19 protein-coding genes and 1 pseudogene (1 of these 20 only partly in view) are annotated in these 19330 nt (G+C 64.9%); 15 read left to right on the forward strand and 5 right to left on the reverse strand.

Features of this window, described 5'->3' with window-relative positions; genetic code table 11:
* Positions 1 to 19 precede the first annotated feature (19 nt).
* The 4 genes and pseudogenes from rpsP to VSX77_RS09060 form a co-directional block, all read left to right on the forward strand.
* Positions 20 to 481, forward strand: a pseudogene (gene rpsP, locus VSX77_RS09045) (30S ribosomal protein S16); the annotation flags it as partial.
* Between the two features lie 175 nt (positions 482 to 656).
* Positions 657 to 1148, forward strand: a complete 492-nt coding sequence (rimM, locus tag VSX77_RS09050) for a ribosome maturation factor RimM (protein WP_338424278.1) — start codon at positions 657 to 659, stop codon at positions 1146 to 1148.
* Positions 1149 to 1351: 203 nt separating this feature from the next.
* Positions 1352 to 2224 carry an OmpA family protein gene (locus VSX77_RS09055; protein WP_338424279.1) on the forward strand — a complete coding sequence of 291 codons (873 nt, stop codon included), beginning with the start codon at positions 1352 to 1354 and terminating at the stop codon, positions 2222 to 2224.
* A gap of 133 nt (positions 2225 to 2357) precedes the next feature.
* Positions 2358 to 3875, forward strand: a complete 1518-nt coding sequence (locus tag VSX77_RS09060) for a serine hydrolase domain-containing protein (protein ID WP_338424280.1) — start codon at positions 2358 to 2360, stop codon at positions 3873 to 3875.
* A 72-nt stretch (positions 3876 to 3947) separates the two neighbouring features.
* Here the strand turns inward: VSX77_RS09060 and VSX77_RS09065 are convergent, their stop codons facing one another.
* Positions 3948 to 4148: a hypothetical protein gene (locus tag VSX77_RS09065; protein ID WP_338424281.1), complete on the reverse strand. Its 201-nt coding sequence runs from the start codon at positions 4146 to 4148 to the stop codon at positions 3948 to 3950.
* 100 nt (positions 4149 to 4248) lie between these two features.
* On the opposite strand from VSX77_RS09065, the gene VSX77_RS09070 reads away from it, so the two are divergent.
* From VSX77_RS09070 to VSX77_RS09085, 4 genes are all read left to right on the forward strand, one after another.
* Complete coding sequence (locus VSX77_RS09070; RefSeq protein WP_338424282.1) at positions 4249 to 5169, forward strand: LysR substrate-binding domain-containing protein; 921 nt, start codon at positions 4249 to 4251, stop codon at positions 5167 to 5169.
* On the forward strand, positions 5166 to 5903 hold the full coding sequence (trmD, locus tag VSX77_RS09075) for a tRNA (guanosine(37)-N1)-methyltransferase TrmD (RefSeq protein WP_338424283.1): 738 nt from the start codon (positions 5166 to 5168) through the stop codon (positions 5901 to 5903). Before VSX77_RS09070 ends, trmD begins: the two co-directional genes overlap by 4 nt.
* Positions 5904 to 5907: 4 nt before the next feature.
* The gene (gene rplS / locus VSX77_RS09080) at positions 5908 to 6285 is read left to right on the forward strand and encodes a 50S ribosomal protein L19 (RefSeq protein WP_011542989.1); all 378 of its coding nucleotides are present in this window, start codon (positions 5908 to 5910) and stop codon (positions 6283 to 6285) included.
* A gap of 108 nt (positions 6286 to 6393) precedes the next feature.
* A complete protein-coding gene (locus VSX77_RS09085; protein ID WP_338424284.1) occupies positions 6394 to 7419 on the forward strand; it encodes an aspartate-semialdehyde dehydrogenase in 1026 nt (341 codons plus the stop codon).
* Positions 7420 to 7458: 39 nt separating this feature from the next.
* On the opposite strand, the gene VSX77_RS09090 is transcribed toward VSX77_RS09085, so the two are convergent.
* Positions 7459 to 9396, reverse strand: coding sequence for a M61 family metallopeptidase (locus VSX77_RS09090; RefSeq protein ID WP_338424285.1), 1938 nt, complete (start codon positions 9394 to 9396; stop codon positions 7459 to 7461).
* Positions 9397 to 9510: 114 nt separating this feature from the next.
* On the opposite strand from VSX77_RS09090, the gene hisS reads away from it, so the two are divergent.
* From hisS to VSX77_RS09120, 6 genes are all read left to right on the forward strand, one after another.
* Complete coding sequence (gene hisS / locus VSX77_RS09095; protein WP_338424286.1) at positions 9511 to 10767, forward strand: histidine--tRNA ligase; 1257 nt, start codon at positions 9511 to 9513, stop codon at positions 10765 to 10767.
* Between the two features lie 79 nt (positions 10768 to 10846).
* Positions 10847 to 11914, forward strand: coding sequence for a peptide chain release factor 1 (gene prfA, locus VSX77_RS09100; protein WP_338424287.1), 1068 nt, complete (start codon positions 10847 to 10849; stop codon positions 11912 to 11914).
* A 129-nt stretch (positions 11915 to 12043) separates the two neighbouring features.
* Positions 12044 to 12877: a peptide chain release factor N(5)-glutamine methyltransferase gene (gene prmC / locus VSX77_RS09105; RefSeq protein WP_338424288.1), complete on the forward strand. Its 834-nt coding sequence runs from the start codon at positions 12044 to 12046 to the stop codon at positions 12875 to 12877.
* A 271-nt stretch (positions 12878 to 13148) separates the two neighbouring features.
* Positions 13149 to 13988 (forward strand): DUF4167 domain-containing protein, encoded by an 840-nt coding sequence (locus VSX77_RS09110; RefSeq protein WP_338427249.1) that lies wholly within the window; start codon positions 13149 to 13151, stop codon positions 13986 to 13988.
* Between the two features lie 63 nt (positions 13989 to 14051).
* Entirely contained in the window at positions 14052 to 15476 is a 1425-nt protein-coding gene (locus VSX77_RS09115; RefSeq protein ID WP_338424289.1) for a DUF4139 domain-containing protein, read from the forward strand.
* A 10-nt stretch (positions 15477 to 15486) separates the two neighbouring features.
* Positions 15487 to 17043, forward strand: a complete 1557-nt coding sequence (locus VSX77_RS09120) for a DUF4139 domain-containing protein (RefSeq protein ID WP_338424290.1) — start codon at positions 15487 to 15489, stop codon at positions 17041 to 17043.
* Here VSX77_RS09120 and VSX77_RS09125 read toward each other — a convergent pair.
* On the reverse strand, positions 17040 to 17432 hold the full coding sequence (locus VSX77_RS09125; RefSeq protein WP_338424291.1) for an acyl-CoA thioesterase: 393 nt from the start codon (positions 17430 to 17432) through the stop codon (positions 17040 to 17042). The two genes, VSX77_RS09120 and VSX77_RS09125, sit on opposite strands and share 4 nt — an antisense overlap.
* Entirely contained in the window at positions 17429 to 17731 is a 303-nt protein-coding gene (locus VSX77_RS09130; protein ID WP_338424292.1) for a hypothetical protein, read from the reverse strand. Before VSX77_RS09130 ends, VSX77_RS09125 begins: the two co-directional genes overlap by 4 nt.
* A gap of 124 nt (positions 17732 to 17855) precedes the next feature.
* Between VSX77_RS09130 and VSX77_RS09135 the strand changes: the two genes are divergently transcribed.
* On the forward strand, positions 17856 to 18281 hold the full coding sequence (locus VSX77_RS09135) for a CBS domain-containing protein (RefSeq protein ID WP_338424293.1): 426 nt from the start codon (positions 17856 to 17858) through the stop codon (positions 18279 to 18281).
* On the opposite strand, the gene VSX77_RS09140 is transcribed toward VSX77_RS09135, so the two are convergent.
* Positions 18266 to 19330, reverse strand: partial view of a lipopolysaccharide biosynthesis protein gene (locus VSX77_RS09140; RefSeq protein ID WP_338424294.1) — the 3' portion only. It continues 468 nt past the right edge of the window; the window shows 1065 of its 1533 coding nt (coding positions 469-1533); its start codon lies off the right edge, out of view — the gene reads right to left on this strand; its stop codon occupies positions 18266 to 18268. The genes VSX77_RS09135 and VSX77_RS09140 overlap by 16 nt on opposite strands.

Raw genomic sequence — 19330 nt, forward strand, 5'->3', positions numbered from 1 at the left:
GACACTGAAGGAAAATATCATGGCTACCTCCATTCGCCTTTCGCGCGGCGGTTCGAAAAAGCGCCCTTATTACAAGATTGTCGTCGCCGATTCGCGCAGCCCGCGCGACGGCCGCTTCATCGAGCGTATCGGCAGCTACAACCCGCTGCTCGCCAAGGACAATCCCGAGCGCGTGAAGCTCGACGGCGAACGTGCGGCGCACTGGCTCTCGGTCGGTGCGCAGCCGAGCGACCGCGTCGCCCGCTTCCTTGACGCCGCGGGCATCAAGGAGCGCGCCGCGCGTAACAATCCGAACAAGGCGGTCCCGGGCGAGAAGGCCAAGGAACGCGCCGAGGAAAAGGCCGCAAAGATCGCTGAAGCCGAAGAAGCTGCCGCAGCTGCTGCCGCCGCTCCGGCGCCCGAACCCGAAGCGGTCGAAGAAGCCGCTCCGGCCGAAGAGGCTGCTGCCGAAGCGCCCGCCGCTCCCGAAGCTGCCGAATCGGACGCGACGGGTTCGGTGAAGAGCGAAGCGACCGCCGAAGCTGTTGCCGACGCCGTCGCCGACGAGACCCCGGCCGAAGCGACCACCGACGACGCGACCGCGATCGCCGAGGAAGTCGCCGAGGGCGGCCCGGTCGCTCCCGAAGCCGAAGAAAAGGCCGAAGGCTAAACCCCAGATGACCGCCGATCGTCCCGTCACCCTCGCCGCCATCGCCGGCGCGCATGGGGTGCGGGGCGAGGTGCGGCTCAAGCTGTTCGGCGAAGGCGCGGAAGCTCTCCGCGCCTTTTCCGTTTTCGATGCGGGGGGCGCCAAGCTGACGCTCAAATCGGTGCGCCCCGCCAATCAGGGCGCGGTCGCGACCTTTGCCGAAATTGCCGACCGCAGCGCCGCCGAGGCGCTGCGCGGAACGCTCCTGACCGTGCCCCGCTCGGCGCTGCCGCCGCTCAGCCCCGGTGAATATTATCACCACGACCTGATCGGACTGCCGTGCGTATCGACCGACGGGACGCCGATCGGCCATGTCGCCGCGGTCGAAAACTTCGGCGCAGGCGATATCCTCGAAATCGAAAAGCCCGGCGGCAAGCGTTTCATGGTGCCAATGACCGCGCAGGCGGTGCCTGCCTGGGACGCCGCCGCGGTGACGGTGAACGCGGCGTTCATCGAATAAAGTCCCGGGGAACCACGGGACCGGGCGTCCCTGACCAGTCCTGCAACCCGCCCACAGCCTCGTTTTGAGGCCGACTGCGCTCATTTCATCGCACAATGCACTCCAATTACCGGCCCAATGCGCCAATCCTCTTGCCGGACATCATCGGCTCGCGGAAAGGGCAAACCGATCACGCGGGGGCGGCTCATTGAAGGAGTAGCGTAATGAGTGCGGTTTCCAAAAGTCCGAAATTGCTGTTGCTGCTGACCATGCTGGCTGTGCCGGCGACGGCCATGCAGTCCCAGGAAACACCTGACAGTGACGTCATGACCACCGTTTATGGCGAGCGAATGCCCGACCCGTCGGAAATGACGAAGGGCCCGCCAGTCGAAGGCATCATCTCGGCGCGCAGCGGCAACCAGATCCAGGTCACGACCGCCGATGGCACCAAGACGCTCCTCGTCGTCAACGAGAATACCCGTGTAAAGTCCAGCGGTGGCTTCCTCGGCCTCGACCGCGATAAGCTCGCGACCGACGCGTTGCTCAACGGCCTGCCCGTCAAGGTCGATACGCTGCAATGGTCAGGCGGTCTGTTCGCGAGCGAGGTCGATCTCAAGAGCAAGGATTTGCGTACCGCGTCGATGATCCACACCGGTACCGATCAGCGCTTCGCCGAACAGACCGCCGCGACCGAGGCGCTGCGCAGCCGCGTCGGCGACATCGACCAGTATAATGTCAAAAACACCACCAATGTGAATTTCGACGTCGGCAAGGCCGTGCTGTCGGCGCAGGCAAAGGCCGATCTTTGCGCGACCGCGACCGCGGCGGATGCGATGGATAACGCGCTGCTGCTGGTTGTCGGTTACACCGACTCGACCGGCAGCCAGGAATTCAACCAGATGCTCAGCGAAAAGCGCGCGGGCGCTGTCGTCAACCATCTGCAACAGGCATGCGGCTGGAAACCCTACCGGATGCTGACGCCTACCGGCATGGCCGAAGCCGATCCGGCGGCGGACAATGAGACACCCGAAGGCAAGGCGCAGAACCGCCGCGTCGCGGTGAACGTGCTGGTCAGCAAAGGCCTCGACGGAATGTAAGACTTGAAGGGGTGGGTCTCGGCCCACCCCGCATTGACGATAAATCATTGCGATAGATCGAGCTGCGCCTTCGCCCGATTGTTGGCGCTGCCGCGGCCTGCTAGCGTCGCATTTTCCATTGCCGGAGAATGTCATGCGCTTGCGATCAGCTTTTCCCCTGTTCCTCCTGCTTGCTTTTGCATCACCCGTCGCCGGACAAAATGCTGCCGCCGACGATCTCGCTGCCGTCACTGCCGACATCGACGCGTTTTTCATGCGCCACCAGGCCGAACAGCATGTGCCCGGCATGGTCTATGGCGTGGTCAAGGACGGCCGGCTGATATATGTGAAGGGCAACGGCGTTCAGGATCTTGTCGAACGCCGGCCGGTAACAGCCGACAGTCTGTTTCGTATCGCCTCGATGACCAAGGCGGTGACTGCGCTCGCGATCCTGAAGCTGCGCGACGACGGCAAGCTTCGCCTCGACGACCTCGCCGAGCAGCACGTGCCCGAAATGAAGGGCTGGACCTATCCGACCGCCGACAGTCCGCGCATTCGTGTGCGCGACCTGCTCCATCATGTCGGGGGTTTCGTCACCGACGATCCGTGGGGCGACCGGCAGCAGATATTGCCGCAAGAGGATTTCACGCGGATGATCGCCGCAGGCGCGCCGTTCAGTCGCTCGCCGCAGAGCCAGTTCGAATATTCGAACTTCGGCTACGCCTTGCTCGGCCGCATCGTCGCCAATGCTTCGGGAATGAAATACGCCGACTATGTCCGGCAGGCGATTCTGGCCCCGCTCGGCATGACCGCGAGCGGCTTCGACGTTACCCGTGCGCCCAAAGCGCGCACCGCGGTCGGCTATCGCTGGGAAAATGAGCGATGGACGGTCGAACCCGAAATGGTCGACGGCGCCTTCAATGCGATGGGCGGGCTACAGGTCAGCGCGAACGACTATGCCAAATGGGTTGCGTTCCTGCTTGCGGCATGGCCGGCGCGCGACGATCCCGATACCGGCCCGGTAAAGCGGGCCACGGTGCGCGAGATGGCGCAGGGGCTCAATTTTGTGAGCATCACCAGTCGCAGGGGCGCGGACGGGGCGGCCGCCTGCACGCAGGCGGTCGCCTATGGCATGGGGTGGCGCGTTGTACAGGATTGCGAGCTGGGCTTCACGATGACGCATGGTGGCGGCTATCCGGGTTATGGCAGCTACATTCTCCTGATGCCCGAGCGCGGCGTCGGCGTCTTTGCCATGGCCAACCGCACCTATGCAGCGCCGTCCGCGCCGACGTGGGATGCCGCGGCGGCGATGGCGAAATCGGGGCTGATCGAGGCCCGCGGGGTCCCGGTGACCGCGGCGGTGGCGGGCGCCTATGCCGCGGCCAAGGCAGCTTATGCCGAGGGCGATCTGGGCCCGCTCGAAGGCAAGCTCGCGATGAACTTCCTGCTCGACCGGTCGGCCGATAACTGGAAGGCCGAATTTGCGAGGCTGAAGGCGGAGGTCGGCGAATGCCCGACCGACGAGCCGCTTGCACCGAACGGCGCAATGTCGGCCGCCTTCCGCCTCAATTGTCAGAAGGGCAAACTCGACGGAATGTTGCTGCTCGCACCAACGACGCCGGCGACGATACAGGCGCTGCGCCTGCGCGTCGTGCCGCCCGAGGCGCAATAGTCCGAATGGGGCGGGGTCTAGGCAAGGATGGCCCCACCCCGCTTCATACTGGATTTTGAAGGGGGCAGGGAATTATCGCGCGCGACGCGGCCGGATGCCGCAACGCGCGGCGGCACGCGTGAACACCGTGTCTTCGCCGGGTGCGCTCGGCAATGCGATCCATCGGCCAATGCTCCGGAACCACGCCGCGAGCCGCCCGAGGCCGCGGGTGACATCGCTGCTGAACCGGTTGTGACCTTCGTTCCAATCCCGCATGAAATGTTCGTCTTGCATCGCAGGTCTCCTTTGTCTGGTGCCCCAAGAATGCGCCTGTCGGCGACGCACCGCCAACAAAAGGCGTGGACCATTATATAAGGCAGGCTTATAAAGTCTTATGATCCGCCTGCCGCCGCTCGCCGCCATACGCACCTTTGAAGCTGCCGGTCGTTTGCAGAATTTCTCGCGTGCGGCCGAGGAGCTCGGGCTGACGCAGGCGGCGGTGAGCTATCAAATTCGCCAATTGGAGGATCGGCTGGGGCGCGCGCTGTTCGTGCGCGAAAAGGGGCGCGTGCGCCTGTCCGAAACCGGCCAGCGTTTGCTCCCCGCGATGAGCAATGCCTTTGCCATGATGACCGATGCCTTCGCCGCGCTCGGCAGCGACGAGGCCGATGTGCTGACGATCAACGCCGCCACCAGCTTTGGCGGCACCTGGCTCAGCGCGCGTATCGGCAGCTTTCAGCTCCTATATCCCGAACTCGCCGTGCGGATGTCGATGAGCAATGACCTGATCGACTTCGATGCCTCGAACGTCGATGTCGCGATCCGCATGGGGCGAGGCGAATGGCCGGGGCTGCGCGCCGATTTCCTGATGCGCCAGCATCTCGCGCCTCTCGCATCGCCGGCTTTTATTGCGGCGCATGAAATCCGCGAGCCTGCCGACCTGCTGGGCGTCCAGCGTCTCGCGCCGAACGATAGCTGGTGGACCGACTGGTTCGCGACTGCGGGGGTCGATACCCCGCCTGTGCCGTCGCAGCGCGGAATCGAACTCGACAGCCAGCTTCAGGAAGCGAGCGCGGTTCAGGCGGGTTATGGCGTCGCCATGATGAGTCCGCTGTTCTGGCAGACCGAACTCGCGAGCGGGCGGATGGTCCAGCCGTTCGACACGATCCACATTTCGGATCGCGCCTTGTGGCTCGTCCACCGCGAAAACCGCGTCGGCGTGCGCAAGATCGAGCGCTTCCGCGAATGGCTGCACGCCGAACTGGCGAAGGATCGCCACCTCATGCCTGACGCGCTATGGGAACCGCCGTCATGACATTCACCGCCGTCCCCCTGACGCTTTATCCCGACATGTTCCCCGGGCCGCTGGGGCACAGCATGGCCGGGCGCGCGCTCGAAAGCGGAACGTGGGCATGCGCGCCGGTTCAGATTCGCGATTTCGCGACCGACAAGCATCGCACGGTCGACGATACGCCCGCGGGCGGCGGCGCGGGCATGGTGCTGAAGGCCGACGTGCTCGGCGCGGCAATCGACCACACCATGGCAGCGCATCCCGGTTTGCCCGTCCTCGCGATGACCCCGCGCGGCACGCCGATCACGCAGGCGCGCGTGCGCCAGCTTGCGGCCGGTCCGGGCGCGATCATTCTTTGCGGCCGGTTCGAGGGGTTTGACGAGCGCATCTTCGACGCGCGCCCGATCGAACAGCTGTCGATGGGCGACATTATTTTGTCGGGCGGCGAGATGGGGGCGCTGCTGTTGCTCGACGCTTGCATTCGCCTGCTTCCCGGCGTAATGGGCGCGGCTTCAAGCGGGGATGACGAATCGTTCGAAAACGGTTTGCTCGAATATCCGCACTATACCCGGCCCGTTACCTGGGAAGGGCGCACGATCCCCGAAGTGCTGCGATCGGGGGATCATGCGAAGATCGCCGCCTGGCGGAAACAACAGGCGGAGGACATTACTCGGTTACGCAGGCCGGACCTTTGGGAGCGCCATGAGGGCGCTCGGGCCCGACCTGCCTCTGGCGCGCGGCGAAAAGAAGAGGACTAGAGGCATGAACCTCATCCAGACGATCGAAGCCGAAGAAATTGCCAAGGCTGGCAAAGATATTCCGACCTTTCGCCCCGGCGACACGCTGAAAGTCGGCGTGAAGGTGGTCGAAGGCGAACGCACCCGCGTCCAGAATTTCGAAGGCGTGTGCATCGCACGCTCGAACAAGGGCATGGGCTCCAACTTCACCGTGCGCAAAATGTCGTTCGGCGAAGGTGTCGAGCGCGTCTTCCCGCTCTATTCGCCCAACATCGACAGCATTACCGTCGTCCGCAAGGGCGCCGTCCGCCGTGCGAAGCTTTACTATCTGCGCGGGCGCACCGGTAAATCGGCACGTATTGCGGAACGCCGCGATTACCGGTCGGAAGCCGGCGAAGGCTAAGGAGAAGTTTCTCCCCACAAAGCCGAAACAGCTTTCCAAAACGACCGGTTCGGCCAAGGGGCGGAACCGGTCGTTTTTCGTTTCAAGACATAACAAAAGGACAATTTCATGGGTTACCGGATCGTCGTCGCGGGTGCGACGGGCAATGTCGGACGCGAAGTCCTCGCCATTCTGGCCGAGCGTGAATTTCCCTATGACGAGCTGGCAGCAGTGGCCTCGTCGCGCAGCCAGGGTGACGAGCTCGAGATCGGCGACAGCGGCAAGACCGTGAAATGCCAGAATATCGAGAATTTCGACTGGGCGGGCTGGGACATCGCGATCTTTGCCATCGGCAGCGATGCGACCGCGATCCACGCGCCCAAGGCCGCGGCGGCGGGCTGCGTCGTGATCGACAACAGCTCGCTTTATCGCATGGACCCCGACGTGCCGCTGATCGTGCCCGAGGTGAACCCCGATGCGATCGACGGCTATGTGAAAAAGAATATCATTGCGAACCCCAATTGTTCGACCGCGCAGATGGTCGTCGCGCTGAAGCCGCTGCACGATGCCGCGACGATCAAGCGTGTCGTCGTGTCGACCTATCAGTCGGTCAGCGGCGCGGGCAAGGCGGGCATGGACGAACTGTGGAACCAGACGCGCCAGATTTTCGTCGGCGACGAAAAGGATGTGCAGAAGTTCACCAAGCAGATCGCCTTCAACGTCATCCCGCACATCGACAAATTCCTCGACGACGGATCGACCAAGGAGGAATGGAAGATGGTCGTCGAGACCAAGAAGATTCTCGATCCCAAGATCAAGGTGACGGCGACCTGCGTCCGCGTTCCCGTCTTCGTCGGTCATTCGGAAGCGATCAACATTGAGACCGAAGAAGAGCTGTCGGCCGAGGACGCGCAGCGCATCCTGCGCGAAGCCCCTGGCGTCGTGCTTCACGACAAGCGTGAGGACGGCGGTTACATCACCCCCGTCGAATGCGTCGGCGACTTCGCGACGTTCGTGAGCCGCGTGCGCGAGGATCCGACGGTCGAGAATGGCCTCAACCTCTGGTGCGTGTCCGACAACCTCCGCAAGGGCGCGGCGCTCAACGCGGTGCAGATCGCCGAGCTGCTGGGGCGCCGGCATCTGAAGAAGGGGTGATCGATAAGGGGGAGGGTCGTTGCGCCCTCCCCCGCACTGTCAAAGCGCGCGTTTCGGCGCGAAAAGGCGATCGAACCCGTCCGCCGTGCCCGCGACCTTTTCCAGATGCGGCCAGCGCAGGCCGCCGTGATAGGCGATCTCGACATTGCGGTAACGCCCGCCGCGCTCGACGAGCAGGCGCACGGGCGTCTTGCCGTCCGCCGCGGCGCGGACCGCGCTTTCGATGCGTTCGCGGCTGTAGCTCATCCCATCGACCGCCACGATCTTGGTGCCGTTGACGATGTCGGCGCGAAACGCCGGGCCGTCCCATAATATGCCCCCCGCCACGCCGTCCTTGTCGATCGTCAGGCCGAGCGAATGGGTAAGGTCGACATTTTTTCCCTGCGCCATCCGGTCGCGGTCATAGGCGTTCGGCGCGTCGCGCCATACGAGACGGTAGCCGGCACACTCGATCCCGCCGAGGGGCGCGGGGCGGCCCGGCGCCTGCATCCGATCGCTCAGAAAACCTGCCCAGTCGTAGGGATGCACTGCGTTCAGCGCCGCGACGACGTCGCCGAAAACATAAGTCGACTGGCCCCAGTCGCCCTCGCGCCCACCGAAAAAGGCACGCGCAAAATCGTCGAGGCTTTTCGCATCGTTCGTGGCACCGCGGATCAGCATGTCGGCCTCGAGCCACATCAGCGATCCTTCGTTGTAATAATCCTCAGTCCGCGACCAGCTTGGGAACGGCTTGGGCTTGCGCGCCGCGATGATGGGATCGAGCGTGGTATCTTCGACCGAACGCCAGCTCCGCCCCGGCTGAACGCTGAAATTGGCGGCGTTGCTCGCCCACTCGCCGAGGATCGTTTCCTTCGATTGCATCCCCGACCGGCCGGCGAGAACAAGATCCCAGAAACTCGTCTGCCCCTCATAAACCCACAGCAGATTGTCCTGCATCGGCGTGCGGAAGTCGGGGGTCCACAGCTTGTCGGGGCGACGATATTTGCCGTTCCAGCTGTGCACCAGTTCGTGCGGCAGCAGCCCGCGTTCCCAGTCATTCTCGTCCCATTTGGTGAAATAATCGACCGCGCGGCTGTTCTCGCTCGACCGGTGATGCTCAAGCCCGATGCCCCCGAGTTCGTCGGTCAGCGCGAGCAGGAACTCGTACCGGTCGAAGTGCCGCATACCGAACAGCGCGACCGCCTCCGACACCAGTGCCGCGTGGCGCGCGATATGGTCCGGGCTCGCGGCAAGATAACGGGCCTCGTCAGCGACGACGTTCAGCGTAACCTTGTGGCCAAGGTCCCATTTGCGGAAATGGGTCCCTGCGAACATCGGGCTGTCGATCAGCACTTCGTAACTCGTCGGCGCATAGCTGTAGCGATTGCCCGAGGTCTTGAGCCCGTCGAGCGCCGCGACGCCGGTCCAGCCGTCGGGCAGCGTCACGTCCAGCTGCACGGGGATTTGCCGCGTGAAATAGCCGGCGGGATAGAGGCTGACCTGTTCCCACTGCAAATTCATCATCGTCGGGGTGACAACGACGCGGCCCTCGCTGCCGCGCGTAGGCGACAGGAAATCGAACGCGACGTCGACGCTCTTTGTGCCCGCGGGCACGTCGATGTCGAAGGCGTAGACGTCGGTCGGCTGGCGCGTCCAGGCGAGCTTCCTGCCCCCGGCCGATGCCGTGAAGCCCGCCATTTCGGCGATTGCGCCGCGCGGCGCGTGCTTGCCGGGCAGCCATTCGGGATAGAGCAGGGTCAGCTTGCCGGGCTTTGCCACCGGGATCGTCTGGCGGACACGAAAGATACCCCGCGCGACGTCGGTCGCATCGACCTTCAGCACCATCGTGCCGGGATAGGGCTTGTCGGCGGGCAGCGGAATGGTGAGCGGCTGGACGACCGGCTGCGGGCGGCTGTTGCCGTCCTGCGCGAGCGCGGCGGGAACAAAGGCAAGGGGGGCGGCGAGGAGCGCGGCTGCGACGAACGGTGCTGTTTTCATGGCGACATTCTTTAGACAGGGATGAAGGGGCAGGTCCAGCGAAAGCCCCTCCCCTGAAGGAGAGGGCTTTGGGGGACTTTGCGCTCTCCCGAAAATCGACTAGACGCCGCGGCCATGAGCAAGGAAAAAAGCGCCAGAATTCCGACGCCGCAGCCGATACGCGGCACGCAGGACATGCTCGGCGATTTCGCCGACCGGTTCGCTCACGTCGTCGACACGTTCGAGCGCGTGCGCCGCCTCTATGGCTACAAGCGGATCGAGGTGCCGGTGATTGAGCCGACCGCGGTGTTCGCGCGCTCGCTCGGCGAGACCACCGATGTGGTGTCGAAGGAAATGTATTCGTTCGACGATCGGGGCGGCGAATCGGTGACGCTGCGCCCTGAATTCACCGCGGGGATCGCGCGGGCCTATATCACCAATGGCTGGCAGCAGTTCGCACCACTCAAGGTCGCGACGCATGGGCCGCTGTTCCGTTATGAGCGCCCGCAAAAGGGGCGCTATCGCCAGTTCCATCAATTGGATGCGGAAGTGCTGGGCAGCGACAGCCCGCTGGCGGATGCCGAACTGCTGGTGTTCGCCGATCAGCTGCTAAGGGAATTGGGGATCGCCGAGGGCGTGACCTTGACGCTCAACACGCTGGGTGATGCGGAAAGCCGCGACGCCTGGCGCGCGGCGCTGGTCGAGCATTTCATGGCGCATCGCGGCGATCTGTCCGAAGACAGCCTCGCGCGGCTCGACAAGAATCCGCTGCGTATTCTGGACAGCAAAGATCCCAAGGATCGCCCGATCGCCGACAGCGCGCCCGACATCGATGCCTTTCTGACCGCCGAAGCGCAGGATTTCTTTAGTGCGGTGACCGCGGGCCTTGATGCCGCGGGGGTCGCGTGGGAACGCAATGCGCGGCTGGTGCGCGGGCTCGACTATTATCGGCACACGGCGTTCGAATTTGTAACCGACCGGCTCGGCGCGCAGGGCACCGTGCTTGGCGGCGGGCGGTACGACGGGCTGATCGAAGCACTCGGCGGGCCGCCGACCGCGGCGGTCGGCTGGGCAGCAGGGATTGAGCGTTTGGCGATGCTGGTCGCAGCCGATGCGATCGACACGAGGCTCGATGCAGTGATCGCGGTGGAGGATGACGGACAACTTGCGGTCGCGATGAAGGCGCTTTCGGTGCTACGCAACGACGGCTTTGCGACCGAGCTCGTGGCCAGCGGGTCGCCGCGCAAGCGGTATGACAAGGCGGCGAAGATTCCTGCGCATGCATTGATTTCGATCGGGACGCGCGATGGCGTTCCGCATGTCAATGTGCGCGGTGAAAGCGATCGTGCAAAGGCAATCAAAACTTGCCTGCAATCGTCACCCCGGACTTGATCCGGGGTCCAAGCGGCACCGGCGTCAATGGATCCCGGATCGAGTCCGGGATGACGAAAATTGAAATGACAGTGAGTAGATGACCAACGTATCCGCCCGCCAGATCGACGCCATCATCGAACGCCACGCCGCCTTGCAAGCGCGCATGGCGACCGGCGATATGGCGCCCGCCGATTTTGTCGCGGCGTCGAAGGAGTTTGCCGAGCTCGAACCCGTCGCGACCGCGGCGCGCGAGGTCGTGCGGCTGCGCGAAGAACTCGTCGCACTCAATGAAATGCTCGCCGATCCCGAGATGAAGGCGATGGCGGCCGAGGAAATTGCGGCGGTTGAGGAGGCGCTACCCGCCGCCGAACATGATCTTGCGATCAAGTTGCTGCCCAAGGATGTCGCCGACGAGCGGGCCGCGATGCTCGAGATCCGCGCCGGCACCGGCGGCGACGAGGCGGCGCTGTTCGCGGGCGATTTGCTCCGCATGTACAGCCGCTATGCCGACACACGGGGGTGGAAGGTCGAGATCATTTCGGCGAACGAGGCCGAGGTCGGCGGCTACAAGGAAGTCGTCGCGTCGGTCAGCGGTCAAGGTGTGTTCGCCAAGCTCAAGTTCGAAAGCGGCGTCCACCGCGTCCAGCGCGTTCCCGTCACCGAAAGCGGCGGGCGCATCCACACCAGCGCCGCGACCGTCGCGGTGCTGCCCGAGGCCGAGGAGGTCGACGTCGCGATCAACGACAATGACCTGAAGATCGACATCTATCGCGCGAGCGGAGCCGGCGGCCAGCACGTCAACACGACCGATTCGGCGATCCGTATCACGCACATCCCAACCGGCCTTGTCGTGATCCAGCAGGACCAGCGCAGCCAGCACAAGAACCGCGCCAAGGCGATGCAGGTGCTGCGCGCGCGGCTCTACGACCTCGAGCGCGAGAAGATCCACAGTGCCGAAGCCTCGGCGCGCAAATCGATGGTCGGGTCGGGCGACCGCTCCGAACGCATCCGCACCTATAATTTCCCGCAGGGGCGCGTGACCGACCACCGCATCAACCTGACGCTCCACCGCCTGCCCGAAATATTGGAAGGCGCAATGGACGAGCTGATCGACGCGCTGATCGCCGAGGATCAGGCGCAGCGGCTGGCGGGGCTGGGTGAATAACCGCGGGGGCCTTGTTCTTCCAAACCCGTTCGCATCGAGCGAAGTCGAGATGCCCATGGGGTCGGCGTCATTCCGCGGGGTGTCTCGATTTCGCTCGACACGAACGGAAGCGAGCGTGGGTGGACGGCCGTGAATGAAGTTGCCGACAATATCCGCACGGCCGCCAATCTGCTCACCGGCATCAGCGACACGCCGCGGCTCGACGCCGAACTGCTGATGGCGTACGCGCTCGGCGTCGACCGACAGCAGGTGTTGCTCGATCCTGCCCGTTACGAGGTGCCCGAGCTTTACGCGCATCTGGTCGCGCGCCGCATGGCGCATGAGCCGATCGCCTATATTCTCGGCTATCGCGACTTCTGGACGATCCGCGTCGAGGTCGGGCCCGGTGTGCTGATCCCGCGCTCTGACAGTGAGGCGCTGATCGAGGCGTGTCTTGACCTTCACCGCGAGCGCGGGGCGGGGTGGCCCACCACGATCCTCGATCTCGGAACCGGCCCGGGCACATTACTTCTGGCTGCGCTAAGCGAATTTCGGGCGGCGAGCGGGTTGGGCATCGACGCATCGGAATGTGCGCTGGCCTACGCCCGCGACAATGCCGCGGCGCTGGGTCTGGCCGATCGCGCGTCCTTCCGCGCGGGCGACTGGACAGCGGGCGTGACCGGCCAGTTCGACCTTATCCTCTGCAACCCGCCCTATATCGCCGACAGCGAAGCGTTGATGCCCGATGTTGCCGATCACGAACCCGCGACCGCGTTGTTCGCGGGTGCCGACGGCCTCGACGATTATCGCCGCATCATCCCCGATCTGCCGCGCCTGCTCGCTCCCGGCGGCGCCGCGATCCTTGAAATCGGACATATGCAACGCATATCGGTGAGCGAGCTCGCCCACGCCGCGGGGTTTGCAGTCACATGCCGTCAGGATCTTGGTGGCCGCGATAGGGCGCTTTTGCTGACCCGCGCTTGAGCCCCGCACAAGAATTCGCTTGGTTTTGGCGGCAAAGGGCGGTAGGGGCGGCTTACAGACCTGATCAGGGTCCCTTTGGCGGTGCAGCGCATCGATACTGGTCCGGCGGGTCTGCTTCCCAATTGCGATGCTCGTGCGGAACCGTGGGGTTCGGTGCAGGCGGTAAAGGGCAAGGCCGCGCAGAAAGCGTGGGCGCGACGCGCAAAGAGCGCGGTCGGCCAAAAGGGGTTGGCATAGCTATTAGCTTTTCGACAGGATGTCTCAGTTGAACATGAACAACCGGCAGAGCGGTCGCCGTCGCGGCCGCAACAATAACAGCAACAACAATAATCGGTCGCAGTCGGGCGGGCGCGGAGGCGTCGATCAGGCCAACCGCATCGACAGCCGGGCGCGCGGCAACGGCGCGCAGATGATCGAGAAATATCGCAACCTCGCGCGCGATGCGCAGCTGGCGGGCGATCGCGTCCAGACCGAATATTATCTCCAGTTCGCCGACCATTATTTCCGGGTCGTCAGTGATTTCCGCGCGCGGCAGGAAGAAAAGGCCGCGGCGAACGGGCAGGAACGCAGCCACGACCGTGGCCGCGAAATTCGCGGCGTCGAGGATTTCGACGGCCATGACGATACCGACAGCGATCTCGACGCCGACAGCGGCCGCGACGATGGCGACAATGGCGATGAGCGTAACGACCGCAGTGATCGGAACGATCGCGGCCAGCGCGACAATCGCGGCAACCGCGAACCGCGCAGCGAGCGCGATGACGACAATCGCGGCAACCGCCAGCAAACGCGCGGACGAAATGCGCGCCATCGCGACGAGGACGAGGGCCGCGACGACCGCAGCGATCGCGGCGAAACCCCCGCGCGCGACGACGTGGCCGAACAGGAAGCTGCGCCGCGCCCGTCGCGTCGCCCCGCGCGGCGTGCGCGTCCGGACGACGGCACTGATAAGGACAATGCCGGGATCGACACCGCCGTGCTGCCGCCCGCGATCGGGCGCAGCGAGCGCGCTGCCGAAGCCGAAACCGCCGACGAAGCGCCGGCCGCGAAGCCGCGTCGCGCCCGCCGTACGCTGGCGGCGCGCAACACCGATGTCGAGGCGGCCGAATAGGCCTGGCCTTTCAACGGCACATGCCATAGCCTCCCCGCGGGATAATCGCGGGGAGGCTTTTTTATGCGCGTCTTGTCAGGGCTTTGTCGTCCGCTGATCCTGGCAGCCGGGCTGATCGCGATCCCCGCGGGCGCGCAAGATCCAACCAAAGGCAATGCGCAGGGCGAGCTGGCCGTTACTATCTATAATGGCGGGCAATCGCTGGTGCAGGATATTCGCCAGATTGCTTTGCCCGCTGGTCGGGCGCGACAGGAGTTTCCAGACGTCTCGGCCCAGATTCGGCCGCAGACGGTCTCCTTCGCTGCGGCCGACACCGCGATCGTCGAACAGAATTTCGATTATGACCTGCTCTCGCCCAATGCGCTGATGCAAAAGGCGGTGGGGGAAACGGTGACGCTGCTGCGCACCAATCCCGCAACCGGCGCCGAAACGCGCGAGCGCGCCAAGGTGCTCGCGGTCAATGGCGGCGTCGTGCTCCAGATCGGGCCGCGGATCGAAATCCTGCGCGACGACGGGATGCCGGTGCGCGTGATCTTCGACAAGATTCCGCCGAACCTGCGCGCCAAGCCGACCTTGTCGATCACGCTCGACAGCACGCGTGCGGGCACGCGGCCCGCGACGCTTTCCTATCTGACGAACGGGCTCGGCTGGGCGGCCGATTATGTGTCGCTCTATGACGAGAAAGCCGGGACGATCGACGTTCAGGGGTGGGTTACGCTCACCAACAGCACCGGCACGACCTTCGATAATGCGAAGACCTTGCTCGTCGCAGGGACGCCATCGGCGGGCGGAGCGGTCTCGCCGCGCTATCGGCCGCGACCGCAGCCGCCGGGCAATCTGCGCCGCGCCGGCACCGAAACCGCCCCGCGCGAGCAGCTCGGCGACTATTATCTCTATCCGCTCGCCGAACGAACGACGATCGCCAATGCGCAGACGAAGCAGGTGAGCTTCCTCGACGTCAGCGGCGTGCCGGCGCAGAAAATCTATGAATTTACCGTCGGCGGGTTCGAGACGATGACCGAACCCGCGAGCGCGGCCAGCGTCATCAAGTTCAACACCAGCGCCAAAGGCGGCGGCCTTGGCGATGCCCTGCCAGCCGGAGCGGTGCGCTTCTATCAGCGCGATCTGCGCGGCGACCCCCAGTTAATCGGCGAAAACAGCATCGGCCATACCCCGATGGGGAGCGAACTGGGCCTCGCGACGGGCCTTGCCTTCGACGTCAAGGTGCAGGCGACCGTCGTAAAGCGCGAGCGCGTTTCGGACCGTCGCTGGCGGACGCAGATGTCCTATCTGCTCACCAATGCGCGGGCGCAACCGGTAACACTCGACCTCGTCCAGCGCGGACTCGACTGGTATTGGGATGACACGCGAATCCTGACCGAAAGCCAGAAGAGCCAGCGGCTCGACAGCGACGGCACGCGCTGGCGGGTCGAATTGCCCGCCAACGGCGAGGCGACGATCACCGCGACCTTTGAAACGCGCTACTGAGTCGCGGCCGATGCGCCGCTGGTCGCTCCTGCTGACGCTGCTCGCCGCATCCCCGGCGGCGGCGCAGCCCATCGTCACCTCGCTCGCGCCTGAAAAAGTGTCGGTCAGCGTGTTCCGCGATCCGGGCCGCACCGAGGGCGGCGCGATTTCGCCGAACTGGCTGGAGGGCTTCGCGCTCATTTCCGAAACGCGCACCGTCGATCTGCCCGCGGGTGAGGCGGTGTTGCGCTTTGAGGGCGTGGCCGAGGGGATGATTGCCGTCAGCGCGATCGTCACCGGCCTGCCCGGCGGCGTGGTGCAGAAGAATCGCGACGCCGCCCTGCTGTCGCCCGCGAGCCTGCTCGACGGTTCGCTGGGCAACCGCGTCCATATCCGCCGCACCGACCGCGCGACGGGCAAGGTCACCGAAGAGGAGGCAATCATCCGCTCGGGACCGGAGGGCGCGGTCGTTCTCCAGACCGCTGCGGGCTATGAAGCGCTCCGATGCACGGGAATACCCGAAACGATCATTTATAACGGCGTCCCGCCGGGACTCACCGCCAAGCCGACCTTGTCGGTGACGACGCGCAGCCCGGCGGCAGCGCGCGCGATGGTGACGCTGACCTATTTATCGACCGGCTTCGACTGGGCGAGCAACTATGTCGCGCGCGTGCGCGAGGACGGAAAGACGCTCGACCTTTTCGCATGGCTGACGGTGGCCAACAGCAATGGCGAAAGCTTTGCCGATGCGGGGCTCGCGGCGATCGCGGGAACGCTGAACCAGGTCAGCAATTTCGAGGCGCTCGCCGATCGTCCGCGCACGCCGCCGCTTCGCCTGAGCTGCTTTCCGACCGGCAGCGGGCGTTACGGCGCCCCGCCGCCTCCTCCGCCGCCCCCCGCTCCACCACCGCCGCCGGCCGTGGATGCCGGGATGGAGATCGTCGTTACCGGCGCGCGAATGCAGCGCGCCGAAATGATGTCGCCGGTGTCTGTCGTCGCAAGCCAGGAAGATCTCGGCGATCTCAAACTCTATCGCGTGCCGGTCCCCGTCACCGTCGCGGCGAACGGGCAGAAGCAGGTGGCGCTGCTGGTCAAGGACCGCGTGCCCTTTCGGACCATCTACCGGATGCGGATCGGTCTTACCGACGAAGGTCAGGCGATGCGGCCTGAAATCCTGTTGCGGATGCAAAATAAGGAAGCGGGCGGGCTCGGCGTGCCGCTGCCGAGCGGGCAGGCGGCAGTGTTCGAACGCGTCGGCGACCAGGAACTGCTCGTCGGCGAAGGCGCGATGCGCGACCATGCGGTCGGCGAAAAGGTCGACCTTGTGATCGGTGAGAGCAGTCAGGTGCGAATCGACGTCGAAAATTTCGTGCCGCCGAAAAATGGCGCGAAGGATTACCGCGTGACCGTCACCAACGCGAACCCGCGCCCGGCCGATGTCGAGATCGGCTTTCTGATCGACGACCATGACGGCCTCGATTCGCGCATCCGCAAATTGCCGCGCCGCGATGGCCTGCTCAGCTGGACCGTCCGCGTACCTGCGAACGGCACCAAGAGCTTCGACTACCGCGTGAAGGCGGCGGACTAAATCGGCGGCAACGCGCGCGGGCGGTGGTTTTCGTCGAGCGCGACGAAGGTGAAAAGCCCGCCCGTCACCTTTTCCTCGGTGCGCCCGCCGTCGCGCGTCGCGATGACCTCGATCCGAATGCCCATCGAGGTGCGGCCGCGGCGTTCGAGATGCGCGTAAACGGAAATAATGTCGCGCAGCAGGATCGGTGCAATGAATTCCATCGATTCGATGGCGACCGTCGCCACCGCGCCCTGGGCGATTCTTCCGGCGACGATGCCGCCCGCGATGTCCATCTGGCTCAGCACCCAGCCGCCAAAGATATGGCCGTTGGCATTGATGTCGGCGGGGCGGGGGACGACGCGCAAAATCGGGTCGCGTGCCTCGCGCCGCGGGGTCGGGTCGGTCATGGTTTCAAATCCGGATCGTCGGCAAACGGGTCTTCGATCGATTCGTCGTGGCCGCTGCCGCTCGACAGGAATACCAGTCCCATCAGCGCCGCGCCGAGCATCACCGACAGGCCGACGCCCGCCGCTGTGGCGATGATCATATGAATCGTAAGCGCTTCGCCCATCGAAAAGCGCAGCCAGCCAAGCGCGCCGACCACGGCGACGAGCGACACCAGCGCCATGCCCTTCATCAGGCGGCGATAGCGCGCCCAAGCGACGTTGGAAGTATCGCGATTGTCCAGCGGTGAACGTTTTACCATCGCGTCTCCATGGACCAACGCGCTGCTGCGGCCAAGCATGATCGGCACGGGTGGGACGTTTCGTCCACCGCGCGAATCATGATAGGATTGCCCTGCAACACGGACAGACATGGGAGCGACAGCTATGACGATCGGAGCGATTCTTCGTGAACGGAGCGGCGCGGTCGTTTCGGCACGGCGGGACGATACGGTGCGTGCGGTCGCCGATCTGCTTGCACGGAACCGGATCGGTGCGGTGCCAGTGGTCGAGGGCGACGCGGTGGTTGGCATCTTTTCGGAACGCGACATTGTGCGGCTCCTGTCCTCCTACGGACCCGATGCGCTCGATCGCACGCTCGACGATGTCATGACCAAATCGCCGGTGACCTGCGATTCGCATACCGCCGTGATCGCGGCGCTGTCGCAGATGACGCAGAAACGCATCCGCCACCTGCCGGTAGTCGATGGCGGCCGGATGGTCGGATTCGTGTCGATCGGCGATCTGGTGAAATATCGCATCGACCGGATCGAGGCCGAAGCCGCAGCAATGCGCGACTATATCGCGTCCTGAACGGGCGTGTCGGCGACGGGCGCCTGACGGCGGATCACGAGTCGAACCACCTCGGCCAGCGCCTCGCGCTCGAGCAGCCAGAGCAGCGCGCCATAGAGCGCGGCGCCCAGGGGAACGAGCAGCGCAAGCTGCACCGGCGCTCCAAGGCCAAATTCACTGAGCGCCTGCCCCGCAATCCCCACCCCGATCGCCATCACGAGCGCCGGTGCCAGCCCCGGCAGCATCGCGCGCGCGATGTCCCACAGCGACACGCCGATCAGCGGTCCCGCCAGGCGCGCGGTGACAAGGAGGAGCAGCGGCGCGGCGACCAGCCACGCCCACGCCATGCCGATAAGCCCCCACTGGGCGCCGACAAGAAAAGCGGTGGGGAAGAGAATCGCGCCGCTCATCGCGCTGAACATCGAAATCGACGGCTTGCCGAGCGCATTGGTGACCGGCGCAAAGAGGATCTGCACCGTCATCAGGATCAGCGCGAACGAAATGAGCTGGATATAGGGCACCATCCCCAGCCATTTTGCCCCGAACAGCGTCTCGACCATCGGCGCCGCGACCACCGCAAGCCCGCAGTAAAAGGGCGCCGCCACCAGCATCAGGATTCGCACGGTCTTGAGGAAGGACCAGCGGACCGCGGCGGCGTCGGTCTTGATTCGCGCATAGGCGGGGAAGGCAACCTCGTTCAGCGGCGGCACGAACTTCGCCATGAAAATCTGCGCGAGGAACAGCGCCTCTGCATAAAGGCCGAGCGCCTGCGCATCGAACCTGGCGCCCGCGATGAAAATATCGGACTGGCTCTGAACCAGCCAGAAAAGCTGGGCGAACAGCACCGCCGACCCGAATCCGATGATCTGGCCGCAACCGCGGAAATCGAAACTCGGCCACACGAGCAGGCGCGCGACGAGCGTCAGGCCGACCGCGCGCGTCCAGAACATCGCAAGCGGCGCATAGACAAGCGTCCACACGCCATAGCCCGCGAGCGCCGAGGCGAGCGCGGTTCCCGCGCCAGCGAGCGCGGCGAGCAGGTTGACGATCGCCTGCCGGCGGAAATCGAG

Source organism: Sphingopyxis sp. TUF1 (genome assembly GCF_036687315.1).
Classification (GTDB): Bacteria; Pseudomonadota; Alphaproteobacteria; order Sphingomonadales; family Sphingomonadaceae; genus Sphingopyxis; species Sphingopyxis kveilinensis.